General features: G+C 70.7%; 18 protein-coding genes and 1 pseudogene. 11 read left to right on the forward strand and 8 right to left on the reverse strand.

Annotated elements, in window-relative coordinates; all coding sequences use genetic code 11:
- Positions 1-91: 91 nt before the first annotated feature.
- The gene (locus C7H75_RS21150) at positions 92-1429 is read right to left on the reverse strand and encodes an acetyl-CoA C-acetyltransferase (protein ID WP_069855645.1); all 1338 of its coding nucleotides are present in this window, start codon (positions 1427-1429) and stop codon (positions 92-94) included.
- 160 nt (positions 1430-1589) lie between these two features.
- Here C7H75_RS21150 and C7H75_RS21155 point away from each other — a divergent pair, with 160 nt between their 5' ends.
- Both C7H75_RS21155 and C7H75_RS21160 read left to right on the forward strand, forming a co-directional pair.
- Entirely contained in the window at positions 1590-2936 is a 1347-nt protein-coding gene (locus C7H75_RS21155) for a 3-oxoacyl-ACP reductase (protein WP_106851790.1), read from the forward strand.
- The gene (locus C7H75_RS21160; RefSeq protein WP_106851791.1) at positions 2936-3808 is read left to right on the forward strand and encodes a MaoC/PaaZ C-terminal domain-containing protein; all 873 of its coding nucleotides are present in this window, start codon (positions 2936-2938) and stop codon (positions 3806-3808) included. The genes C7H75_RS21155 and C7H75_RS21160 overlap by 1 nt, the downstream gene beginning before the upstream one ends.
- A gap of 68 nt (positions 3809-3876) precedes the next feature.
- Here the strand turns inward: C7H75_RS21160 and C7H75_RS21165 are convergent, their stop codons facing one another.
- Positions 3877-4182, reverse strand: a complete 306-nt coding sequence (locus C7H75_RS21165; protein ID WP_226347514.1) for a MerR family transcriptional regulator — start codon at positions 4180-4182, stop codon at positions 3877-3879.
- Between the two features lie 206 nt (positions 4183-4388).
- The gene (locus C7H75_RS21170; RefSeq protein ID WP_022597979.1) at positions 4389-4763 is read right to left on the reverse strand and encodes a hypothetical protein; all 375 of its coding nucleotides are present in this window, start codon (positions 4761-4763) and stop codon (positions 4389-4391) included.
- 428 nt (positions 4764-5191) lie between these two features.
- Between C7H75_RS21170 and C7H75_RS26045 the strand changes: the two genes are divergently transcribed.
- The 3 genes from C7H75_RS26045 (at position 5192) to C7H75_RS26050 (ending at position 5920) form a co-directional block, all read left to right on the forward strand.
- Positions 5192-5332, forward strand: coding sequence for a hypothetical protein (locus C7H75_RS26045; RefSeq protein WP_175280049.1), 141 nt, complete (start codon positions 5192-5194; stop codon positions 5330-5332).
- A gap of 49 nt (positions 5333-5381) precedes the next feature.
- Positions 5382-5681: a WhiB family transcriptional regulator gene (locus tag C7H75_RS21175; RefSeq protein ID WP_005517582.1), complete on the forward strand. Its 300-nt coding sequence runs from the start codon at positions 5382-5384 to the stop codon at positions 5679-5681.
- Positions 5682-5764: 83 nt separating this feature from the next.
- On the forward strand, positions 5765-5920 hold the full coding sequence (locus tag C7H75_RS26050; RefSeq protein WP_005517580.1) for a DUF6131 family protein: 156 nt from the start codon (positions 5765-5767) through the stop codon (positions 5918-5920).
- 68 nt (positions 5921-5988) lie between these two features.
- Here C7H75_RS26050 and C7H75_RS21180 read toward each other — a convergent pair whose 3' ends face one another.
- Together C7H75_RS21180 and C7H75_RS21185 are read right to left on the reverse strand one after the other, a co-directional pair.
- Positions 5989-6591: a TetR/AcrR family transcriptional regulator gene (locus tag C7H75_RS21180; RefSeq protein WP_013417232.1), complete on the reverse strand. Its 603-nt coding sequence runs from the start codon at positions 6589-6591 to the stop codon at positions 5989-5991.
- Positions 6592-6675: 84 nt separating this feature from the next.
- A complete protein-coding gene (locus C7H75_RS21185) occupies positions 6676-7857 on the reverse strand; it encodes a glycoside hydrolase family 3 N-terminal domain-containing protein (RefSeq protein ID WP_022597982.1) in 1182 nt (393 codons plus the stop codon).
- Between the two features lie 130 nt (positions 7858-7987).
- On the opposite strand from C7H75_RS21185, the gene C7H75_RS21190 reads away from it, so the two are divergent.
- The 4 genes from C7H75_RS21190 (at position 7988) to C7H75_RS26410 (ending at position 14235) form a co-directional block, all read left to right on the forward strand.
- Positions 7988-8455 carry a universal stress protein gene (locus tag C7H75_RS21190; RefSeq protein WP_005517576.1) on the forward strand — a complete coding sequence of 156 codons (468 nt, stop codon included), beginning with the start codon at positions 7988-7990 and terminating at the stop codon, positions 8453-8455.
- 55 nt (positions 8456-8510) lie between these two features.
- Positions 8511-9650: an isochorismate synthase gene (locus tag C7H75_RS21195; protein ID WP_106851792.1), complete on the forward strand. Its 1140-nt coding sequence runs from the start codon at positions 8511-8513 to the stop codon at positions 9648-9650.
- Positions 9651-9689: 39 nt separating this feature from the next.
- Complete coding sequence (locus C7H75_RS21200; RefSeq protein ID WP_005517572.1) at positions 9690-9863, forward strand: DUF2613 domain-containing protein; 174 nt, start codon at positions 9690-9692, stop codon at positions 9861-9863.
- An 88-nt stretch (positions 9864-9951) separates the two neighbouring features.
- The gene (locus C7H75_RS26410) at positions 9952-14235 is read left to right on the forward strand and encodes an alpha-(1->3)-arabinofuranosyltransferase domain-containing protein (protein ID WP_175280070.1); all 4284 of its coding nucleotides are present in this window, start codon (positions 9952-9954) and stop codon (positions 14233-14235) included.
- A gap of 20 nt (positions 14236-14255) precedes the next feature.
- Here C7H75_RS26410 and C7H75_RS21210 read toward each other — a convergent pair.
- Positions 14256-15305: pseudogene (locus C7H75_RS21210) on the reverse strand (acyltransferase family protein); the annotation flags it as partial.
- 206 nt (positions 15306-15511) lie between these two features.
- Here C7H75_RS21210 and pgfA point away from each other — a divergent pair.
- Complete coding sequence (pgfA, locus tag C7H75_RS21215) at positions 15512-16648, forward strand: cell envelope lipid trafficking protein PgfA (protein WP_005517564.1); 1137 nt, start codon at positions 15512-15514, stop codon at positions 16646-16648.
- A gap of 207 nt (positions 16649-16855) precedes the next feature.
- On the opposite strand, the gene C7H75_RS21220 is transcribed toward pgfA, so the two are convergent.
- Positions 16856-18064: a polysaccharide biosynthesis protein gene (locus C7H75_RS21220; RefSeq protein ID WP_106851793.1), complete on the reverse strand. Its 1209-nt coding sequence runs from the start codon at positions 18062-18064 to the stop codon at positions 16856-16858.
- Positions 18065-18096: 32 nt separating this feature from the next.
- Between C7H75_RS21220 and C7H75_RS21225 the strand changes: the two genes are divergently transcribed.
- Positions 18097-19872 carry an MmpA family trehalose lipid delivery protein gene (locus C7H75_RS21225; protein WP_106851794.1) on the forward strand — a complete coding sequence of 592 codons (1776 nt, stop codon included), beginning with the start codon at positions 18097-18099 and terminating at the stop codon, positions 19870-19872.
- On the opposite strand, the gene C7H75_RS21230 is transcribed toward C7H75_RS21225, so the two are convergent.
- A complete protein-coding gene (locus tag C7H75_RS21230) occupies positions 19789-21018 on the reverse strand; it encodes a glycosyltransferase family 4 protein (protein ID WP_041674446.1) in 1230 nt (409 codons plus the stop codon). The genes C7H75_RS21225 and C7H75_RS21230 overlap by 84 nt on opposite strands.
- Between the last annotated feature and the right edge of the window lie 64 nt (positions 21019-21082).

A 21082-nucleotide genomic window follows, 5' to 3' on the forward strand; every position in this document is an offset into this window, starting at 1 on the left:
AACGCGGAGCCAACTGGGATATCGGCCTCTTGTCGGAGGCGTTACAGCCGAATTGCGGGTCGGCCGGTTCGCTCGACCCCGGTCACGGCCGTCAGACCTCCACGATGGCCGTGACGCCCTGACCGCCGGCGGCGCAGATCGAGATCAGGCCGCGGCCCGAACCCTTCTCTGCCAGCATCTTCGCGAGCGAGGCGACGATCCGGCCGCCCGTGGCCGCGAACGGGTGCCCGGCCGCGAGCGACGACCCGTTGACGTTGAGCTTGGATCGGTCGATGGACCCGAGCGCACCGTCGAGGCCGAGGCGCTCCTTGCAGTACTCGTCGGACTCGAACGCCTGCAGCGTCGCGAGCACGACGGACGCGAACGCCTCGTGGAACTCGTAGAAGTCGAAATCCTGCAGAGTGAGACCGTTGCGCTCGAGCAGGCGCGGGATTGCATACGTCGGCGCCATCAGCAGCCCGTCGCCGCCGTGGATGTAGTCGACGGCCGCCGTCTCCGAGTCGACGAGATGCGCCAGCACCGGCAGGTTCCGCTCGGCCGCCCACTCGTCGGTGGACAGCAGGACCGCGGACGCGCCGTCGGTGAGCGGCGTGGAGTTGCCGGCCGTCATGGTGGCGTCGCCCAGCTTGGTGCCGAACACGGGCTTGAGCGTCGCCAGCTTGTCGACGTTCGAGTCGGGACGCAGGTTGTCGTCGCGGGTCAGCCCGAGGAACGGGGTGACCAGGTCGTCGAAGAAGCCTCGGTCGTACGCGGCGGCCATGTTGCGGTGACTCGCGGCGGCCAGCTCGTCCTGATCCTCGCGGCGGACGCCGAACTCCTTCGCCGTGATCGCGGCATGGTCGCCCATCGACAGCCCGGTGCGCGGCTCCCCGTTGCGCGGGATCTCGATGCCCAGCATCGACGGCCGCACCTGGCCGAGCAGCTTGACCCGGTCCGCCGCGGAGCGCGCGCGGTTCATCGACAGCAGGAACTCGCGCAGCTCGTTGTTCACACCGATCGGCGCGTCCGACGTCGTGTCCACACCGCCGCCGACGCCCGCGTCGATCCGTCCGGCCGCGATGGCGTCGCCGACGGCGATGATCGACTGCAGGCCGGTGCCGCATGCCTGCTGGAGGTCGTAGGCCGGGGTGTAGGGGCTGAGCGCGCTGCCCAGGACGCACTCGCGCATGAGGTTGAAGTCGCGGCTGTGCTTGAGCACCGCGCCGCCGACGACCATGCCGAGCCGCTCGCCCTGCAGCCCGAAGCGGCTGACCAGCCCGTCGAGCGTAGCCGTGAACATGTCCTGGTTGGACGCGTGGGCGTACGTCCGGTCCGAACGCGCGAACGGAATGCGGTTGCCGCCGACGATGGCGACGCGGCGTTGCTGCCGACCACCGGACTGCGGTGCGGATGCCGGCTTGGCGCTGCGGGTACGGGCTTTGCTGGTCACGTCGGTCTCCATGTAGCTGGGGGATCTGCTCGAGATCCGCACGGTCGATCCGCCTCGGCGGTGGTTCCTACACTCGACATCAAACTTACTGCAGAGTAAGTTCAATGTCGACACCGCACCCGGATGTACGGGTGCCCGATTGCGACAAAGAAGGTGGACCGTGGCAGCCAGCAAGGGCGCTCCCGACCTCTACTCACAGTTCCTCTCGTCCGCGCCGGGCGCATTCATCGCCAAGCAGGCCGGGTTGCCGCAGCCGGAGAAGCTGCGCCGCTACAAGGCCGGCGAGCCCCCACTGGCCGGCCCGGTCCTCATCGGCGGCAAGGGTCGCCTGGTCGAGCCGATTCGGGAACTGCTGTCGGACTACCCGGCCGCGCAGCCGCACGACGATCGTTACGGCGCGCTCGTGTTCGACGCCACCGGCATCGGTCAGGTCACCGAGCTCGTCCAGCTGTTCGAGTTCTTCCAACCCGTCATCCGCAACCTCGCGTCGTGCGCTCGCGTAGTCGTCCTCGGCACGACGCCCGAGCTCACGTCGGGTGTCGACGAGCAGATCGCCCAGCGCGCGCTCGAAGGCTTCACCCGCAGCGTCGGCAAGGAGATCAAGCGCGGCTCCACCGCGCAGCTGGTCTACGTATCCCCCGACGCCGCGCCGGGTCTGTCCGGCCTCGAGTCGACCCTGCGCTTCCTGCTGTCGGCCAAGTCCGCGTTCGTCGACGGCCAGGTCATCCGCGTCGGCGCGCAGGATTCCGTCGCCCCCGCCAGCTGGGACCGCCCGCTCGAGGGCAAGGTTGCCGTCGTCACCGGCGCCGCCCGGGGCATCGGCGCCACCATCGCCGAAGTGCTCTCCCGCGACGGCGCGCACGTCGTGTGCGCCGACATCCCCGCCGCCGGTCAGGCGCTGTCGGAGACGGCGAACAAGGTGGGCGGCACATCGCTGGCCCTCGACGTCACCGCCGACGACGCGGCCGACAAGCTGGCCGAGCACCTCACCGAGCGCCACGGCGGCGCCGACATCATCGTCCACAACGCCGGCATCACCCGCGACAAGACGCTCGCCAACATGGACGAGGCCCGCTGGAACAGCGTGCTCGGCGTCAACCTCCTCGCTCCGCAGAAGATCACCGAGGCCCTCGTCGCCAAGGGTGTGCTGCGTGAAGGTGGACGCGTGATCGACGTGTCGTCCATCGCAGGCATCGCGGGCAACCGCGGCCAGACCAACTACGGCACCTCGAAGGCGGGCGTCATCGGCCTGGTCCAGGCCACCGCTCCCGTGCTGGCCGAGAAGAAGATCACCATCAACGCCGTCGCCCCGGGCTTCATCGAGACCGCGATGACCGCGGCCATCCCCTTCGCCACCCGCGAGGCCGGACGTCGGATGAGTTCGCTGCTGCAGGGCGGCCAGACCGTGGACGTCGCCGAACTGGTGTCGTACTTCGCGAGCCCCGCCTCCAACGCCGTCACCGGCCAGATCGTCCGGGTGTGCGGCCAGTCCCTGCTGGGTGCGTGATGACGGGCCGCAAGAGCACCCTCGTGCAGCTGCGTGAGCAGCCCGGCACTCTCGACAACTACGCCCGCGCCGCGTTCGGCGCGCTGCCGTTCGTCAAGCCGTCCGGGCGTCGCAGCCTGCCGACGGAGACGCTGGCGCTGTCGGGTCTGCGTGTCGATCCGGACAACCTGGCCGCCTACGCGAAGGTGTGCGGGCTGCGGTTCGGCGACACGCTCCCGATCACCTACCCGTTCACGCTCGTGTTCCCGACCGTGATGCGGTTGCTCACCTCGCGCGAGTTCCCCTTCCCGGCAATCGGTTCGGTACACACCGACAACACGATCGAGCAGCTACGCCCGATCTCGGTGAGCGAGCCGCTGGATCTGCGGGTCCACGCCGAGAACCTACGTCCGCACGCCAAGGGCACACAGGTGGACCTGGTCAGCGAGGTCTCGGTGGGTCGCGAGCTCGTGTGGCGTCAGGTCAGCACGTTCCTGAAGATGCACCCCACCGGGGCGCCGAAGGAAGCCAAGGCCGAACACAAGGACGAGGTCCCGCCGCGGCCCACCCGCACCCTGCGGGTGGACCAGAAGATCATCAGCCGGTACGCGGCGGTGTCGGGCGACCGCAACCCGATCCACGTCTCGTGGCTGGGCGCCAAGGCATTCGGGTTCCCCAGCACGATCGCGCACGGCATGTGGAGCGCCGCGGCGGCGCTGCAGCCGCTCGAGGGAAGAGTGGCCGACGCGGTCACCTACACCGTCCGCTTCGGTAAGCCGATCGTGCTGCCGGCCACGGTGAACCTGTACGCCGACCGGACGGCCGAGGGTTGGGACCTGTCCCTGAAGAACCCCAAGAAGGGCTATCCGCACCTGAGCGCGACCCTGCGCTAGGCGCTTCGCACCTGTGCGCCTTTTCGGTACCTGCGGCTACCGAAAAGGCGCACAGGTGCCGCAGGCGCCTACTGCCCGAGTTCCGTTCGCAGCCGCTCGTTCTCCGCCGCGAGCTCCGCGTTCGTCGCCTCGAGATCGAGGATCTGCCGGATACCTGTGAGATTGACGCCGGCCTCGACCAGCTCCGACACCCGCGACAGCCGGTAGATGTCGTCCTCGCTGTAGCGGCGTGTGCCGCCACCGGTGCGGGACGGGTTGATCAGCCCACGCCGCTCGTACAGCCGCAGAGTCTGCGGACCGATTCCGGTCAGTTCCGAGGTGACCGAAATTCCGTAGACTCCGCGGGTCGAGCGGGGCGGAGACTGTTGCGTCATCGTGGCCTTCATATCGCGTCGAGTTCGGTCGCGTGGGAACGCGTACGCGGGCAGTTCACCCGGGCCGTCGAGAACTTCCGGGCCTCGTCTGCGTACCGTCCGCGAGCTTGTGCTGACAACTCACCGTAGCACCGACCCTGCATCGAATGTGCGGCGGTGGACGAAGATTCCCTGTGCCGCAGGTTACGGGGAAACGGCGGCGGGAATCACACCTCGCTCGGCGGGCTCAGCTCTCCCAACTCCATGTCCGCCTCGATCCGGTTGCCGGTGCGGTCCAGTTCCGCGATCGCCCGGTCGAAGGCGTCCACCAACCACTCGCACTCGACCGACACGAGCTCCTCGGCGCCGCCGTCCGCCACCGCCTGGAAGAACCGCACGGTCCAGCGCTCGACGGACGCGTGATCGTCCGAGAGCCCGTCTACCTCGTGATTCGTCGCCAACAGGAAGCGGTTGTACTCGAAATCCACGCGGATCGCGTAGCCGGCGCCCGTATTGACCACGTTCGCCGGACGATGCGTCGCGGCAGCGAGCGCGGTGAGCGCGTCGGCGTAGTGGTCGGCGTGTTCGCGGGTACGTGGCACTGGTGTCACCTCTGTCGGAAAGACCACCGCAGGGAATGCGGCGGTAGGGCGCGACGAGCCGCGGCAGGAAGCCCGCTCGATCACATCCCTGCAACGAACGTTACGCGTCCTCCCTTCCCCCGCGGCGCACGAGCCGCCACAAATTTCACGGATCCGACACACGCCACCAATCGCCTCTCACCTGCACGGAAGATCCGATCCACGCTCGGTTTCAATTAATCTGCTTTGACGGACACAGATTTTGTTGTACGGTTCAGAGGTCAAAGCTTCCAGATGCAAGCGAAGAAGAGTGAGACGGAGATGTCAGACCAGGCCGCGTCAGCGGCGGACGGATGCACTCCCCCCACCGGTCTTCCGAACCTGGGCAGCGAGCCGAGAGGCCTCGCCCCGCACCGGGTGGGCCGTGTCAGAAGAAAGGATGACCACACGTGAGTGCACACCGCTCGGCCGCCGCAGGCCGCACCTCGGCGACCTGGTCGCTGAGCACCGAAGAGCTCAAGCGCCGCCTCGACGGCATGTTCGCCGACGTCCACCGCCCGGAGGACGCACCCGAACTCAGCGCCGCCTGACGGCCCCAGACGCGATCGACAGTCCACGAAGAATCACGAGGAGCATTCGATGACCGGAATCAGCCCGAACCTCGCACCCCTGGCCGACACCTGGGAATGGCAGCAGCACGGCCGCTGCCAGGGCATGGACGAGTCGATCTTCTTTCCCCCGACCGGCGAGCGTGGCAACGCCCGCATGATGCGTGAGCGGCGCGCGAAGGCAATCTGCGCGACCTGCCCCGTCATGAAGAAGTGCCTCGAGCACTCCCTCGCCCTCCCCGAACCCTTCGGCGTGTGGGGCGGCATGGGCGAATCCGAGCGGGCGATCGCCCTGCGCGGACGCCGCGTCCGGCACCGCCCCGCGGCCTGACCGCCACCAAATCTCTCCCCTACCGAAAGACCTCTCCCCCACCGGAGAGACCGCTCCCCTACCGAAAGCGCAAGGTACACAACATGATCACTCTCGGCATCATCCTGCTCGTCATCGGCCTGCTCATCAAGATCCCGATCCTGTGGACGCTGGGCATCATCGCGCTCGTGGTCGGTGCGGTGCTGCTGATCCTGGGTGCCGCAGGACGCGCGGTCGGTGGTCGCAAACACTGGTACTGATCCGCAGACGCGAGTGGCCCCGGGCATCCATGCCCGGGGCCACTCGTCTGTCGGTACTGCTACAACTACTACTGCTTCTTCTTGCTCGTGCCCGCCAGGCCGCGCCACGCGAGATTCTCGAGCAGGTCGACGGCAGCATCGACGTCGATCTCACCACCGGCCACCCGGTCCGCGACGGCCTCGCCGGCCCCGACCAGCGCTACCGCCATGATCGAGAAGTCGGTACCCGGCTCGGGATCCTTGGTGCTCGACTCCAGCAACTTCGCCGTCAGTTCGATCAACCGGTCACGGCTGCTGCTGACCTGCGACGCGAACGTCTGCTGCCCGATCGCCTGCCGGTACAGCACCATCCACGAGCGCCGGTTCGCGTCGACGAACCCGAGAAAACCGGCCAGCGCGGCACGCAACTGCTCGCGCGGGGGAAGGTTGGGGTCGCCCGCAGGCGAGATGGCCTCGACGAACCGCACGCCCTCCCGGTGGATGCACGCCGCGAACAGTTCGTCCTTGGACCCGTAGTACAGGTAGAGCATCGGCTTCGAGATGTTCGCCCGGGCGGCGATCGCATCCATCGAGGCGTCGTGGAAGCCGTTGTCGGAGAAGACCTCGATGGCGGCGTCCAGCATCTGCTGCTCACGCACAGCCCTCGGCAGCCGCTTGGTGCCTCCAGCCATCATTCCTCCAACCACAGGTAAGAGATGCCATCTTACTCTACGGTAAGAAGATCAACGGTCACTTCATTGTGACCCAGGCGATCCTCAGCAGCTCACAGCGCCCTTCGCGCGCGCCACCGTCAGCACCGACTCGTCCACCTGCGACTGGGGCAACCGTCCCTTCGCGACCGCGTCCTCGAGATGGTCCAGCACCCGCGGCACGTCGTCGGTCGTGAGCCACAGCGCCGACGTCACGCCGGACTTCAGGGCCTGCTCCACCGCGTCCGCGATGTCGAACCGATCGGTGATCGCCTTCATCCCGCTCAGGTCGTCGGTGAAGATCACCCCTTCGAACGGGGGCGCGTCGTAGCCCGTCCCCTTCCGGAGCAGGTCGACGGCCTGCGGGCTCAGGCTCGCCGGCAGCCCGTCGGTGGTGAGACCGGGAACGCTGAGATGACCCAACATCACGCCGACCTCGGTGTCGACCAGGTTCCGGAACGGCACGAGGTCGGTGTTCTGCAACTGGTCGAGCGGCGGCGTGGTGACGGCGCCGGTGTGCGAATCACCGGACGCCGATCCGTGGCCCGGGAAGTGCTTGATGACCGGCAGGATCCCGGCGTCGCGCATGCCACGGGCGTACGCGTCGGCGTACCGGGTGACCACCTCCGGATCGTCCGAGAACGATCGGTCGCCGATCACCGAGTCGTCCGGCTGGCTGCTCACGTCGACGTCGGGGGCGAAGTTGACGGTGATCCCGACACTGCGCAGCTTGCGGCCGCGCTCGAGCGCCATCTCGTAGGCCTGGTCCGTCGTCATGGTGCGCGCGACCTCCCGCGCCGACGGGTCCGGCCCGAACAGCTGGTCGACGCGGGACACCCGGCCGCCCTCCTCGTCGATGGTCACCATGAGCGGCACCGCGCTGGCTTCCGCGACCTGCGCGGCCTCCCCGTTCGCGAGCATCGACTCGTCGGTCCAGCTGCCGATGAAGATGCCACCGATGCCCTCGGACTTCACGACGTCGAGGGCGTCCGCGGTACCCGTGACGCCCACCGTGAGCAGCTGCGCCAGCTTCTGCCGCTCCGTGAGCGACTTCAGGAAACCGGGTCCGCACACCGCGGAGCCGAACGGTCCCGGCGCCGCCGCCTGCGAGGTGGTCGACGTCGACGACGCCGCTGATTCGGACGTCGACGGCTGGGACGTCGCGGTGGTGTCGGTCCCGTTCCCGGACGAGCACCCGGCCGCGAGACCGGCGCACAGGACGAGGGCGAACGCATGTCGGATTCGCATGGTTCCGACCGTAGTCGACATCGATCCGAGCGGTTTCCGAGCCGGACACCCCGGGTAATGGCAAGGTAATCTTCAAGAACGGAAGCCGAAGGCCGCCCCGGGCGGTCGACCCCGATTCCAGGAGGTCACAGTGCCTGCAGATCTCATGCTCATCGCTTACGACGGCTCCGACAACGCCAAGCGTGCGATCCAGCACGCCGGCCGATTCCTGGCCGCGAACCGCGCCGTGGTGGTCACCGCGTGGGAACCCATGGTCCGGCAGGCGGCTCGGATGTCCGGACTGTCCGGGGTCATGCAGCCCGAATGGGTGCCCGACGAGCAGTCCGAGGACGTCGCCCTCATCGATGCCCGCACCACCAACGACGAGGGTGTAGACCTCGCGCTGGCCGCCGGACTGAACGCCGAGGGCCGCTGCTGCGAGTCGTCGACCGCCATCTGGGCCGCGATCGTCGAATGCGCCGACGAACTGGACGCCGATATCATCGTCACCGGCACCCGGGGCACCACGGGGCTGCGGTCGCTGCTGCAGAGCAGCGTCGCCGACCACGTCCTGCGGCACAGTCACCGGCCGGTGCTGATCGTTCCGCCGGGCAAGTAGAGGCGCGAACCTGAGGGCGGCCGTCCACGGTGCCACGACTATCGTCGGCAACATCATGGACGGCTTCCTGCTCTCGCGTTCCGATCGGACTCTCCGCACTGCCGGGACGCGGGACCGCTACGACACCGTCGCCGCCGCGGCCGCAGCGCTCGCCGACGGTCGCGTCGAGCTGGTGGTGGGCGCGCTGCCGTTCGATCCGTCCGCACCCACCGCGCTCACGGCGCCCGCGACCGCGGCGTGGACCGACGGGCCGTGGCGCCCAGACGCCGTCGCACCGCTGCCGCGCGTGACGATCGCCGGCGAGGTTCCGAGCCCGGCCGAACACGTCGCCCGTGTGCGCAGGCTGGTCGACCGGCTGCGCGGCGGCGAGTTCGACAAGGTGGTGGCGGCGCGGGCCGTGCGGCTGACGGCCGACGCACCGATCGATCCCGAGGCGCTCGCGGCGCGCATGATCCGCCGCCACGAGACGGCCAACGGGTTCGCCGTGGACCTCACGGCGTCGGGCGAGGGCTACCGCGGCCACGCCCTCGTCGGCGCCAGCCCGGAAATCCTGCTCGGTCGCCGCGGCGACGTCGTCACGTGCCGCCCGCTCGCGGGATCGGCGCCGCGCCGCGCCGACCCGGACGCCGACCAGGCGGAGGGCACGGAGTTGCTGGCGTCGGCGAAGAACCTCGCCGAGCACGCGTACGTCGTCGAGTGGATCCGCGGGGTGCTCGCCCCGCTGTGCGCCGAACTGGATGTGCCGGCCGCCCCCGAACTGACCCGCACCGGCGAACTGTGGCACCTGGCGAGCCCGATCCGCGGTCGGCTGCTCGACGGTTCGGTGTCCTCGCTCGAGCTCGCGCGGCGCCTGCACCCCACGCCCGCGGTGTGCGGCACCCCCACCGACCGGGCGTTGGACGCGATCCGCGACGTCGAGGGCGACCGCCGCTTCTACGGCGGGGCCGTCGGCTGGTGTGACGGCGCCGGCGACGGCGACTGGGTGGTCGCGATCCGGTGCGCCGAGATCGACGCGGACGGCACGTCGGCGCTGGCGTGGGCCGGGGGCGGGATCGTCGCGGCGTCGGATCCCGACACCGAACTCGCCGAGACCACCACGAAACTCGGCACCCTGCTCGGGGCACTCGGCGTGGACGCCCACGCCGCCGCCCCTGCAGGTGATACCTTGACCCGGACATCACGTACGCACGAGTAGGACTCGCGTACCCGGCGGCTTGACCATGGGAGATCCGAGATGGCGAAGTTCCTTGTCCCCGGCGTTGCCAGCGCTGTGATCGGTGCAGTGGTCGGCGCCGGTGCCGTTCTCGGCGTCACCGCGGCCGCGCAGGACAACACGCTCCCGGACATCGACCGCTCCGGCAACGCGAACTCGTCGATCCTCAACCAGGTTGAGTACGGCAGCCGCTGAGCCCGCAGGCATCGCGCGTTCCCGCACGTCCCCCTCGTCCGGCGGTCCCGTCGACGGGGGGCTTTCCGTCGAACCCTCGACCCAACCACTGACCCGGCGCTGGCTGTACGGCGCCGGGTTCGTCGCGTTGGTCCTGAGCCTGCTGCAGTCGCCGGGCCTGGTCGTCGCCGACACCAAGTACGACCTCACCGAGAACCCGATCGGATTCCTCACCCGAGCCGCCCACCAGTGGAGCAGCATCGCGCCGCTCGGCCAGGTGCAGAACCAGGCCTACGGCTACTTCTTCCCGCACGGGCTGTTCTTCGCGGCCGGTGAGTTCCTGCACGTCCCGCCGTGGATCACGCAACGCGTGTGGTGGGCGCTGCTGATCGTCGCCGGATTCTGGGGCGTCATCCGCGTCGCCGAGGCCCTCGGCATCGGCAGCCGCTCGTCCCGGATCGTCGCGGCCGTCGCGTTCGCGTTGTCGCCGCGTGTGCTCACCACGATCGGTTCCATCTCGTCGGAGTCGCTGCCGATGATGCTGGCGCCGTGGGTGCTGTTGCCGGTGGTCCTGGCGACTTCGTCGCCCGTGCGCCTTTCCGGTGGGCCGAGCTACCAAAAAGGCGCACGGGTGCTCGCCGCCCAGTCCGCCCTCGCCGTCGCCCTCATGGGCGCGGTCAACGCCGTCGCCACGGCAGCGGCCTGCCTCGTCGCGGGCCTGTGGTGGATCGCGCACCGCCCCAACCGCCGCTGGTGGGTGTTCACCGCGTGGTGGATCCCGTCGCTGCTGCTCGCGACACTGTGGTGGATCGTCCCGCTGCTGCTCCTCGGCCGGGTGAGCCCGCCGTTCCTCGACTACATCGAATCCTCCGGCGTCACCACGCAGTGGACTTCGCTGACCGAAGTGCTGCGCGGAACCGACAGCTGGACGCCGTTCGTCTCCCCCGAGCGCGTCGCCGGCACGGTTCTGGTGACGCAGCCCGTCGCGGTCGTCGCCACCGGCCTGATCGCCGCGGCCGGCCTGGCCGGGCTGTGCATGCGCCGGATGCCGGCGAAGGGGCGGCTGACGCTGATCCTGCTGGTCGGCATCGCCGGACTCGGCGCCGGTTACATCGGCGAACTCGGGTCCCCGATCGCCGACCAGGTCCGCGCGTTCCTCGACGGCACCGGCGCGCCGCTGCGCAACGTGCACAAGCTCGAGCCGCTGGTCCGGCTTCCGCTGGTCCTGGGGCTGGCGCACCTGCTCGCGAAGGTGCCGCTGCCCGGGTCGGTGCCCGTCCGCCGCTGGCGCAGCGCGTTCGCGCATCCCGAACGTGAACCGCTGGTCGCGGTGACGACGCTGATCCTCGTCGCGCTCACGCTCACGACGTCACTCGCGTGGTCCGGCCGGCTCGCCCCGCGCGGCGCGTACGACGAGGTGCCGGCGTACTGGCACGAGGCGGCGCAGTGGCTCGAGGACAACGCCGCCGGATCCGGGTCGGGCGCGGACGCCGAACGCGCACTGGTGGTGCCCGGCGCCCCGTTCGGCGCGCAGGTGTGGGGCCTGACGCGCGACGAGCCGCTGCAGGCGCTCGCCTCCACACCGTGGGCGGTGCGCGACGCCGTCCCGCTCGTGCCGCCCGGCGCCATCCGGGCGCTCGACTCGGTGCAGCGCATCATCTCCGACGGCCGACCGTCCGCGGGCCTCGCCGACACCCTGCTCGGTCAGGGCATCCGCTACGTCGTCGTGCGCAACGACCTGGACCCCGACACGTCCCGGTCGACGCGTCCGCTGCTGGTCCACCAGACGGTCGACGGCTCACCCGGACTCGAGAAGGTGGCCGAGTTCGGCGAGGAGATCGTCCCGGACACCGTCGACGACGTCGTGATCGACAGCGACCTGCGCCCCGGCTACCCGGCCGTCGAGATCTACCGCGTCACCTCACCCGACGGCGCGACCCCGGCCGCCGGTCCGTACGCCGTCGACCTGGACCGGGTGCCCGTCGTGCAGGGCGGCTCCGAGTCGCTGCTGCGCCTGGCCGAGAACGGCACCGTGACCGGGCCGGCCCTGCTCGCGTCGGATGCGGCCCGCGCCGGCATCGACGCCGCGTCGGTGACGGTCACCGACACCCCGACGAACCGTGAGACCGACTTCGGTCAGGTCGACAATCACAGCTCCGCGCTGCGCGGCCCCGACGACGAGCGCCGCACCTACAACGCGGTTCCCGACTACCCCGTCCCCGGCGCCGCGCTGGTGGAGGGCGAGTGGTCCGGTGCGACGCTCAGCGTGTCGAGCGCCGCCTCCGACGCCACACAGCTCGGCGGGACCGCCCCCGGCAGCGGGCCCGCCGCGACCGTCGACGGCGACCCGGCCACGGCGTGGCTGAGCAACGGCCTCGAGACCGCGCGCGGGCAGTGGCTGCGCCTCGACTTCGACACCCCGATCACCCGCGGCATGCTGCACCTGACCACGAGCCCCGCCGCGTTCGGTCCGCCGGTGAAGTGGATCCGCGTGGAGACCCCGAACGGCTCGACGTCGGTCCGCGTCGACGAACCCGGAAAACCCGTCGACGTGTCGCTGCCGTCGGGCACGACGCCGTGGCTGCGGATCCTCGCCACCCACACCGAGGACGGCTCCCCCGGCTACCAGTTCGGCATCAGCGAGATCTCCGTCGACGACTACTCCACCGGCACCGCGCTGCCCGTGCCGATCGTCCACCGCACCGTGCTGCCGGCGACGCCCGCCGGTGCGCAGGTCCGCGGCTGGGACCTGGGGCAGGAACTGCCGGGACGTGCGGGCTGCGCCGACGGTCCGGACCGCGTGCACTGCAGCGGCTCGCTGGTGCTGCCCCCCGAGGAACCCGGCACGTTCACCCGCACCCTGTCGGTGCCCGAATCGACCTCCGTCACACCGCAACTGACGCTGCGGCCACGTCCGGGCGCCGCGCTGGAGGGCCTCGTCACCGACCCGGCTGCGGTGTCCGCGACCGGCGCCGCCGACGGCGTCGAAGTGCGTGGCACGGCCGCCGCGGCCGTCGACGGGGACATCGCGACGTCGTGGACGGCGCCCACCGACAGCGCTCAACGCAAGGGCGGGTTGCCGACGCTGACGATCCGGTTGCCGCAGCCGACGCTGGTGACCGGACTGCAGCTCACCCCGAGCCCCGGCAGCCTGCCCGCCGCCCCCAGCCGAGTCGCGGTCAACCTCGGCAACGGCCCGCAGACCCGCGACCTCGACACCGAAGGCGCTGCCCCACAGACCGTTCCGCTCGATCCGCACGTCACCGACACGATCGTGCTGAGCCTCGTGCAGTGGGACGACGTCCTCGACCGCACCGCGCTCGGATTCCTGCAACGTCAGCCCGCCGGACTGTCCGAGGTGGCCGTGCTCGGCGACGGCGGCCGACCCGTCCCGGGGACCGCCACCGCCACCACGGACCGCACCGTCACCGTCGGCTGCGACATCGGCCCCACGATCTCCGTCGGCGGCACCGTCGTCCGGACGTCGGTGACCGCGACCGCGCGCCAACTGGCGTCCGGGCAGCCGGTGACCGCGACCGTCTGCGACCCCGCGCCGGTGCCGCTGCCCACCGGCCGCCAGGACGTCGTGGTCGCGCCCGGGCCGGCGTTCACGGTCGACAACCTGCGCCTCGATGCGGCGCCCCCACCCGCCGCCGCCCCGGTGTCGTCGCCGGCCGTCGGCCGCTGGACCGAGAACCTGCGCGAACTCGACGTCGCGGCGTCCGGCGCCGATCAGCTGCTGGTGGTTCCCGAGAGCACCAACATCGGCTGGGTGGCGACCGCGCCCGACGGCACCGAACTGCAACCCGTCGTCGTGGGCGGCTGGCAGCAGGGCTGGATCGTGCCCGCCGGCACCGACGGCGTCGTGACGCTGACCTTCCCTTCGGACCGCTGGTACCGCGCGGGCATCGCGTTCGGGCTGCTGCTGTTGATCCCGCTCGCGCTGCTGGCGCTGGTACCGCGCCGACGCGACCGCGAACCCGAGCCGGAGGGATCGGCGGCACCTCCGCGCCCGTGGCACAGCGTCGTCGCCGCGGCCCTCGGCGTGACGGCCGTGGCGACCGTCGTGGCGGGACCCGTCGGAACAGGTGTCACGCTGCTCGTCGCCGCGACCGCGTTCGGACTGGCGAGGTGGCGCGGTGACGCGTTCGCCGCCCGCTTCCTCGTCGGGACCGCCGGGTTGTCACTGGTGATCGCGTCGGTACTGCTGTCGACCGGGCCGTGGCGCGCCGCCGACGGCTACGTCGGGCATTCGTTCCTGATTCAGCTGTTCGCGCTGATCGGCGTCGTCTGTGTCGGCGTCTCGGCACTACCGCTGCGGCGTTCGCCGATGTGGCGGCGCTTCTCCCAGCGTTTGACGGCGCGGCGGGCCGGTTCCTCGACGAGCGCGTAGCTGGCCGACGCCACCGCGATGCTGAGCACGCTCGTGACGGCGAGAACGAACCAGAAGTTGCCGTTGAACGGGACGATGCCGAACATCGGGAACACGATCGTCAGCACCGCGAGATGCCAGATGAACAGGCCGTACGACCACCGTCCGACGGCCAGCGCCACCGGGCTCGCCAGGATCCGGTGCCGGTGCCCGGCGAGAACCAGCGGCGCCAGCAACGCGAAACTCATGACCGCGCCGAGGGCGATCTTCGTGGCGTACTGCCACGGCTCGGCGCGGACCAGTCCCTCGGGCCCGGCCAGCCACGTCGTCGACAACCCGAAGGCCACGACCGCGATCACCGCCATCCATACCCGCCGCTCGGCCAGGCGGTGCACCCACGTCCCGCCCACCATCGCCAGTTCGGCGAGCAACATGCCGGCAGCGAACCACGGGATGTAGCCGGGCAGCCAGTTGTCGTGGTGGATGCCGTCCGGGGCGGGGACAGGCAGGAAAGCCCACGTGAGGCTGACCATCGCCGCGGCCAGCTGCACCGGCACCCGGAATCGGGCGCTGTCGCCGCGCAACTTCACCAGTGCCAGCGCGAGAATCGGCAGCACCAGGTAGAAGGCCACCTCGACCGACAGACTCCACATCTGCGTCAGACCCTCGGTGAGAGTGAGCGGCACGAACACCTGCAGCAACGCCAAGTTCGACATCCACACCTTCCAGCCGCCGCCGGCCGCCGGCAGGAACGCCAGCACCAGCACAACCAGCACCCAGTAGGCCGGCAGGATGCGCGCGGCGCGGTTGAGCCAGTACCGGGCGACGGTCGGCGGACGCCCGAGACCGCGGGCCGCGGCCGCGTGCGGACGCCACAGCAGGAAGCCGGACAGTGCGAAGAAAACCGCGACCGCCAGATCGAACCGCCCCCAGATCCGGCCGATCACGGCGTCGCCGGTGGCGCCGGTCTGGAACGCCACATGTGTCACCAGGACGCCGAAGGCGGCGAAGCCGCGCATCCCCTCGAGCGCCGGGACGAACGCCCTCGGATTGCCGACGGGGGCGGGCGTGGCGAGGTGTTCGCTGTTCATCGTCGTCAAGTGTGCCCGGGTCGTTGCGGAACCGAAAGAGCGACGTGAACGATCCGGAACTCCGGTGCTGACGCAAATGGGACAACGAGACTGTTAGTGTCTGGGCTCACGTGGTGTCACGAAACGTCAGGCACCGTGCGACCCGTGCAGCGGGCACGCTGCCGGTGGGGGTATCTCAATTCAAGAACATTGAGTTAGGAGACAGCATGGCCGAGCGCTCAGGCCCGAGCCGGATACTTGCGTGCATTCTGGTGGGCCTCGGGACCTTCCTGCTCGCCGTGGCGGTCCTCATTCCCACGTACACCGTCGACAAGCTGAAGAAGACGCCGCTGGACCTCGAGGTCACCACCGTCGCCACCGGCAACGGCGACGTGCTCGACTCCAAGGCGCTGCTCGCGGGCAAGGCCGAGGTCAACACCAACGTGCCGATCGTCGCGCAGCGGTACGTGATCACCGAGCAGCCGTCCGACGCCGACGTCATCTCGCTGCAGGCCGGGCAGACGCTGATCCGCACCGACAAGCAGGGCGAGAGCGGCCTGCTCACCGCGACGGTGGACCGGTTGACCGCCGACCGTGTCAGCTCGATGCCGGTGGAGCCGCCCGTCGGCACCATCCAGACGTCGTCGACCGAGCCCGCCGAAGAGGTGTCGCACACCGGCCTGCAGTACAAGTGGCCGTTCGACGCGGAGAAGAAGAGCTACCCCTACTTCGACCTGAACTCGCGCACCACGCAGGACATCAATTTCGTTGAGGAAACCGAGATCAACGGAATGAAGGTGTACCACTACAACCAGGTGATCGAGCCCGTCGACCTGTCCAAGGTCGTCCCGTCGGCGCCCACCAACAAGCTGACGCTGCCCGCCAAGACGTGGGGCGTGCCCGGCGACGACCAGCCGGTCACGATGATCCGCTGGTACGCCAACGAGCGCGACGTCTGGGTCGACCCGATCACCGGCGTCGTCATCAAGGGCCAGGAGAAGCTGTACCAGTACTACGCCCGCGACAAGGCCAAGCCCGAGGTGACGGTCCTGAAGGCGACCCTCCCGTTCGACGAGAACACCATCGAGTACCAGATCGGCCAGGCCAAGGACGGCCAGGACAAGCTGTCGCTGTTCGGGCGCACCCTGCCGATCGTCGCCGGCATCCTCGGCGTCATCGCGCTGATCGCCGGCATCTTCCTCGGCCTGCGCGGCGGCCGCGGCAACAAGGGCGCGACCGCCGGTGGCCCGGCGAACCCGCCCGCCGGATCCGCCGGCAACGACTGGACCACCGACAAGACCGAGGAATTCCCCACGGTCAACATGGACAAGGGCGGCTTCACCGAACCGCCCCGCCAGCAGTAGTCGGCTGACAGACCACGAACCCCCGCACGGATCACCGTGCGGGGGTTCGTCGTTCCCGGCTCCGTCCCCGCGTTTTGCGCACTTATCGCGGGATCCTGGGCCCACCCCTCGCGCTTTGCGCACTTATCGCCGGATCCCGGGGCCCCACCCCTCGCGTTTTGCGCACTTATCGCAGGATCCGGGGCCCCTTTCCCACGCTTTGCGCACTTATCGCGCGACGTCGGCGGCGCGGGCACTGCGCACCGCCAGCACCGCGGCCGTCGCGGCGGTCACCGTGGCCACGCACATCGCGGCGGTGACGAACGCGCGGACCGTGTCGGCGACGGTGAAGAACAGCACCACCTCGACGGCGAGGCCCACCCACGCGACGATCGCGAGTTGCGTGCGCTCGCCCGCGATCGCGGACAACAGCGCGCCCTGCAGGACCGCGAGGGCGGCCCCGTTCCACGCGAACATCCACAGGATGCCTTGGACGGGCGTGTACACCTCGCCGAACAGGACCGGCGCGAGCGGAGCCGCCAGGGCAGCTCCGACGACGAGGACGACGCCGAGCGCCACCAGCACACCGAGTGCCGACCGGACGGCCGCGGCCGAGTGTTCCGGGTTCGCCATCTTGGGATAGAGCACGACGCCTATCGCCTGCGGAAGCCAGAACGCGGCCTTGGTCGCGACGGCCCCCGCCGCGTAGAGACCGGCGTCGTGGGAGTCGAGCACCATGCGGGCGACGACGAGATCCACCGACGTCAGCGCGATGAGCGCCAGCTGCACCTGCGACGCCCGCAGGACCGTCGCGACCCCGATCGCCGTGGCGTCCGCCCGCGCGCCGGTAGCGGACGCTCGTCGGCTCGCGATCAGGTGCGCCACGAACGCCATCGACCCGGTGCCGGCCGCGCCCGCGAGCAGCGTCGGGCCCGGCCCGCCGCCGACCGCCAGCACCGCCACGGAGGGTGCCACCTTGACGATCCCCGCACCGGCCAGCACGACGCTCAGTTCCGCGAAGCGGCCGGCGCCCTGGAGGATCCCCTGTTCGGTGCCGAGCAACACCAGCAGCGGCGCGGCGACGAGGGCCGATGCCGTCGCGGCGAGGCTCGTGTCGAGCGCCCACGACATGATCGGGACGAGCACCAGCGCGATCACGCCGACGATCGCCGCGCAGCGGTAGCCCAGCGCCCGTAGGACCGGAACCGGCTTGCCGTGCACCACTTCCCGGGCCACGACGGTCTGCAACGCCAGCGCCGGCACCGCGAGCACCAACTGGGCGGCGAGCAGGGCCGCGAACTCGCCGTAGCCCGCCGGGCCGAGCCACCGCACCGCGGGCAGCGCGAGCAGGTAGGCGGCGATGTTCGCCGTCATCGATCCGACGGTCACCATCGTCATACCGGCGACCGTGGAGCCGGTGAGCGATTGGCGTGGCATCCGCTCATGATGCACCACGTAAGGTGCCGCTCATGACGCCACGGCACCCGAGTCTCGCGCGCGCCGTCCCGTCGCTGTACAGCCTGGTGTTGGCCGTGCTGATCCTCGGACCGCTCCTCGGCCCCGGCTATCTGCTGCTGCGCGACGCAGTGAGCACGCCGCGGTCGTACGTCACCGATTCGGCGCTGGGGCTCGCCGACGCCGCTGCCCGCGCGGTGCCGCAGGACTGGTTGATCGCGGTGCTCAGCTCCGTCGTCGACGGCGGTGTCGTGGTGAAGGCGATCCTGGTCGCGGCGCTGTGGCTGGCCGGGTGGGGCGCGGCCCGCATGGTGGCGGTGCTGTTGCCCGGTGTCGGGTTGGGGCCGCAGTTGGTGGCGTCGACGGTGATGCTCTGGAATCCGTACGTGGCCGAACGTCTGCTGCAGGGTCATTGGAGTCTGTTCACCGGATACGCGGCGTTGCCGTGGGTGGTGTGCGCGGCCGTCGCGATTCGGCGGGGACGCCCGGGCGGGTGGGCGGCGCTGACGCTGTGCCTCGCCGCGGCGGGTCTGACGCCGACCGGCGCGATCCTCGCGGCCGTCCTGGCAGCTGCGCTACTCGTGCGCCTTTCTGGTAGCTGGGACTACCGAAAAGGCGCACGGGCAGCTTGCTGCCTCCTCGCCCTTTTCCTGGCCGCGTCGGCGCCGTGGCTGGCGGCGACCGTCCTGTCCGGGGGCGGCGGGACGTCGGATCCCGCCGGGGTCGCAGCATTCGCGGCCCGCGCCGAACCCGGACTGGGCACGATCGGCAGCCTCGCGGGACTGGGCGGGGTGTGGAACTCGACCGCGGTGCCCGGCTCGCGGACGGCGCTGTGGGCGCTCGCCGGGACGGCACTGCTGCTCGTCGTCGTCGCGTGCGGGCTGCCCGCGCTGTGGCGCCGACGCCGCCATCCGGTGATCGGTACGCTCGCGGTCCTCGCCGGGCTCGCGGTGCTGCTGCCGGCGCTCGGCGCGACCGGGTGGGGACTGTCGGTCGGCGAGTGGGCCGTGGTGCACGTGCCCGGTGCGGGACTGCTGCGCGACAGCCAGAAGTGGGTGGCCCTCGCCGCACCGCTGTACGCACTGGCCGCGGCGGCCGGGGTCCGGGCGTTGTCGAAGCGAGTGTCCGTGCCGGGTGTGGTTCCCGTCGCGGCGATCGCCGCGGTCGTGCTGGCGCTGCCCGATCTGGTGTGGGGTGTCGCCGGCGCGTTGAAGCCCGTGCAGTATCCGCCGGCCTGGCGGCAGGTCGCGCAGCATCTGGAGCTGTCGAAGGAGGCCGGCGACGTCGCGGTGCTGCCCGCCGGCATGTTCCGCAGGTTCCCGTACAGCGGCGATGCGCCCGTCCTGGACCCGGCGCCCCGGATGCTGCCGCGGGACGTGCTGCAGACCGGGCAGCTCGTCGTCGGGCAGGCCGCAACCGTCGGCGGCGAGGGCGCCCGCGCGACCCGTGTCGAGCAGTTTCTGCTCGCGGGCGCCGGCCCGCAGTCGCTCGCCGAGGAAGACGTCCGGTGGGTGTTGGTCGAGCGCACCACCCCGGGCCCACTCGGGGATTCGCAGCGCACCCTGGACCAGCTCGAGCCGATCTTCGCGGACGACGAACTGGCGCTCTACCGGGTCCCGGGGGGCATCCCACCGGATCCCCGGGAAGGTCGCGGCGAGGCCCTAGCGGCCCACCTGCTGTGGGCGGCGCTGCTGGCGGGCGGCGGGCTAGGCGTCCTGCAGGCCCGGCGACGGCGTCCTCGCGGCTTCGACGCCGGAGATCAGCCCCGACACGTGCCGTCCCGCGGCTGACGACGCCAGCACCGCGTACACACCGGACGCGGTCTGCTCCCACGAGAACTCGTTGGCCCGCAGCCGCGCCTTGCGGCCGAGGTCGGCGCGCAGCTCGGCGTCGAGGAGAAGAGACTCGACGGCCGACGCCAGCGCCGGGACGGCGGCGGCCTGGTCGGCGACGGCATCCCCGCCGACCAGCAGCCCGGTCACGCCGTCGATGATCGAATCGGTGAGGCCCTTGGAGCTGCGGTAGCCGACCGTGGGGACGCCGTGCTGCGCAGCCTCGATCACCGCGAGGCCCCACCCTTCCTTGCGAGAGGGCATCACGTGCACCCACGAGCGGGCGAGCAGTTCGTGCTTGCGCGGCTCGGGGACGTGGCCGTGGAAGGTGACGGCGTCGCCGATGCCGAGTTCGTGGGCGCGCTCGCGCAGGTTCTGCTCCCACCAGCCGCCGCCGATGACGTCGAGGTGCAGCTCCGGGATGGTGCGGCGCAGTTGCGCGACCGCGGCGAGGGCGTCCTCGATCTGCTTGTGAGGCACCAGCCGCGACAGCACGCACACGCTCGGATGCGGGGTGCGCGTCGCGTCGTCCCCCGGCTCCACCCCGGCCGGGATCGCGTCGGCGCCGTTGCGCACCACGGCGATCCGGTCCCGCTCGACGCCCAGGTCGGTGAGTTCGTCGGCCGACGGCAGCGACACCGTCAGGTACTGGCTGTCGCGGTGCACGCGCGGCGACAGCCAGGATTCGATCCACCAGCCCACGTGCCCCATGAGCCGTCCCGCGACGGGCCACTGCTCACGGTGGCAGTGGTGGACCAGCACCGTCACCGGCGCACCCGCGACCGCACGGGAGAAGAACGGGATGCCGTTCTGGGTGTCGACCACGGCGTCGGGGCGCAGCCCGGCGAGCGGGCCCAGGCCGACGCGTCCGGCGAGGATCGCACCGAGCGCCCGCGGATACACCGTGAGCCGGCCGCCGCCACGCACGATGCGGACACCGTCGACCGTCTCCTCGCGGGGAGCACCGGGATACCCGGCGGTGCGGAGGGTGACCTTGACACCGCGACGGGCGAGACCGGCCCCGACCTCCTCGAGGTACCGCTCGCTGCCGCCGCCCTGGGGATGCCCCGTGTCGCGCCAGCACAGCAGGAGAACCTCTCGCACGTGCGTGCCCCCTCACCGGCTCGGACGGTCGCCTGCGACACACCTTATCGGCTGGACGCGGCGC

Source organism: Rhodococcus (subgen. Prescottella) equi, assembly GCF_003013675.1.
Classification (GTDB): domain Bacteria; phylum Actinomycetota; class Actinomycetes; order Mycobacteriales; family Mycobacteriaceae; genus Prescottella; species Prescottella equi.

Bases quoted from the DNA above. Each gene is read 5' to 3' on its own strand.
- C7H75_RS21175 (WP_005517582.1), top strand. From the start codon at position 5,382: ATGACCGGAATCAGCCCGAACCTCGCACCCCTGGCCGACACCTGGGAA.
- C7H75_RS21165 (WP_226347514.1), bottom strand. From the start codon at position 4,182: ATGACGCAACAGTCTCCGCCCCGCTCGACCCGCGGAGTCTACGGAATT.
- C7H75_RS21195 (WP_106851792.1), top strand. From the start codon at position 8,511: ATGGACGGCTTCCTGCTCTCGCGTTCCGATCGGACTCTCCGCACTGCC.
- pgfA (WP_005517564.1), top strand. From the start codon at position 15,512: ATGGCCGAGCGCTCAGGCCCGAGCCGGATACTTGCGTGCATTCTGGTG.
- C7H75_RS21180 (WP_013417232.1), bottom strand. From the start codon at position 6,591: ATGGCTGGAGGCACCAAGCGGCTGCCGAGGGCTGTGCGTGAGCAGCAG.
- C7H75_RS21225 (WP_106851794.1), top strand. From the start codon at position 18,097: ATGACGCCACGGCACCCGAGTCTCGCGCGCGCCGTCCCGTCGCTGTAC.
- C7H75_RS21220 (WP_106851793.1), bottom strand. From the start codon at position 18,064: ATGCCACGCCAATCGCTCACCGGCTCCACGGTCGCCGGTATGACGATG.
- C7H75_RS26050 (WP_005517580.1), top strand. From the start codon at position 5,765: ATGATCACTCTCGGCATCATCCTGCTCGTCATCGGCCTGCTCATCAAG.
- C7H75_RS21200 (WP_005517572.1), top strand. From the start codon at position 9,690: ATGGCGAAGTTCCTTGTCCCCGGCGTTGCCAGCGCTGTGATCGGTGCA.
- C7H75_RS21160 (WP_106851791.1), top strand. From the start codon at position 2,936: ATGACGGGCCGCAAGAGCACCCTCGTGCAGCTGCGTGAGCAGCCCGGC.
- C7H75_RS21185 (WP_022597982.1), bottom strand. From the start codon at position 7,857: ATGCGAATCCGACATGCGTTCGCCCTCGTCCTGTGCGCCGGTCTCGCG.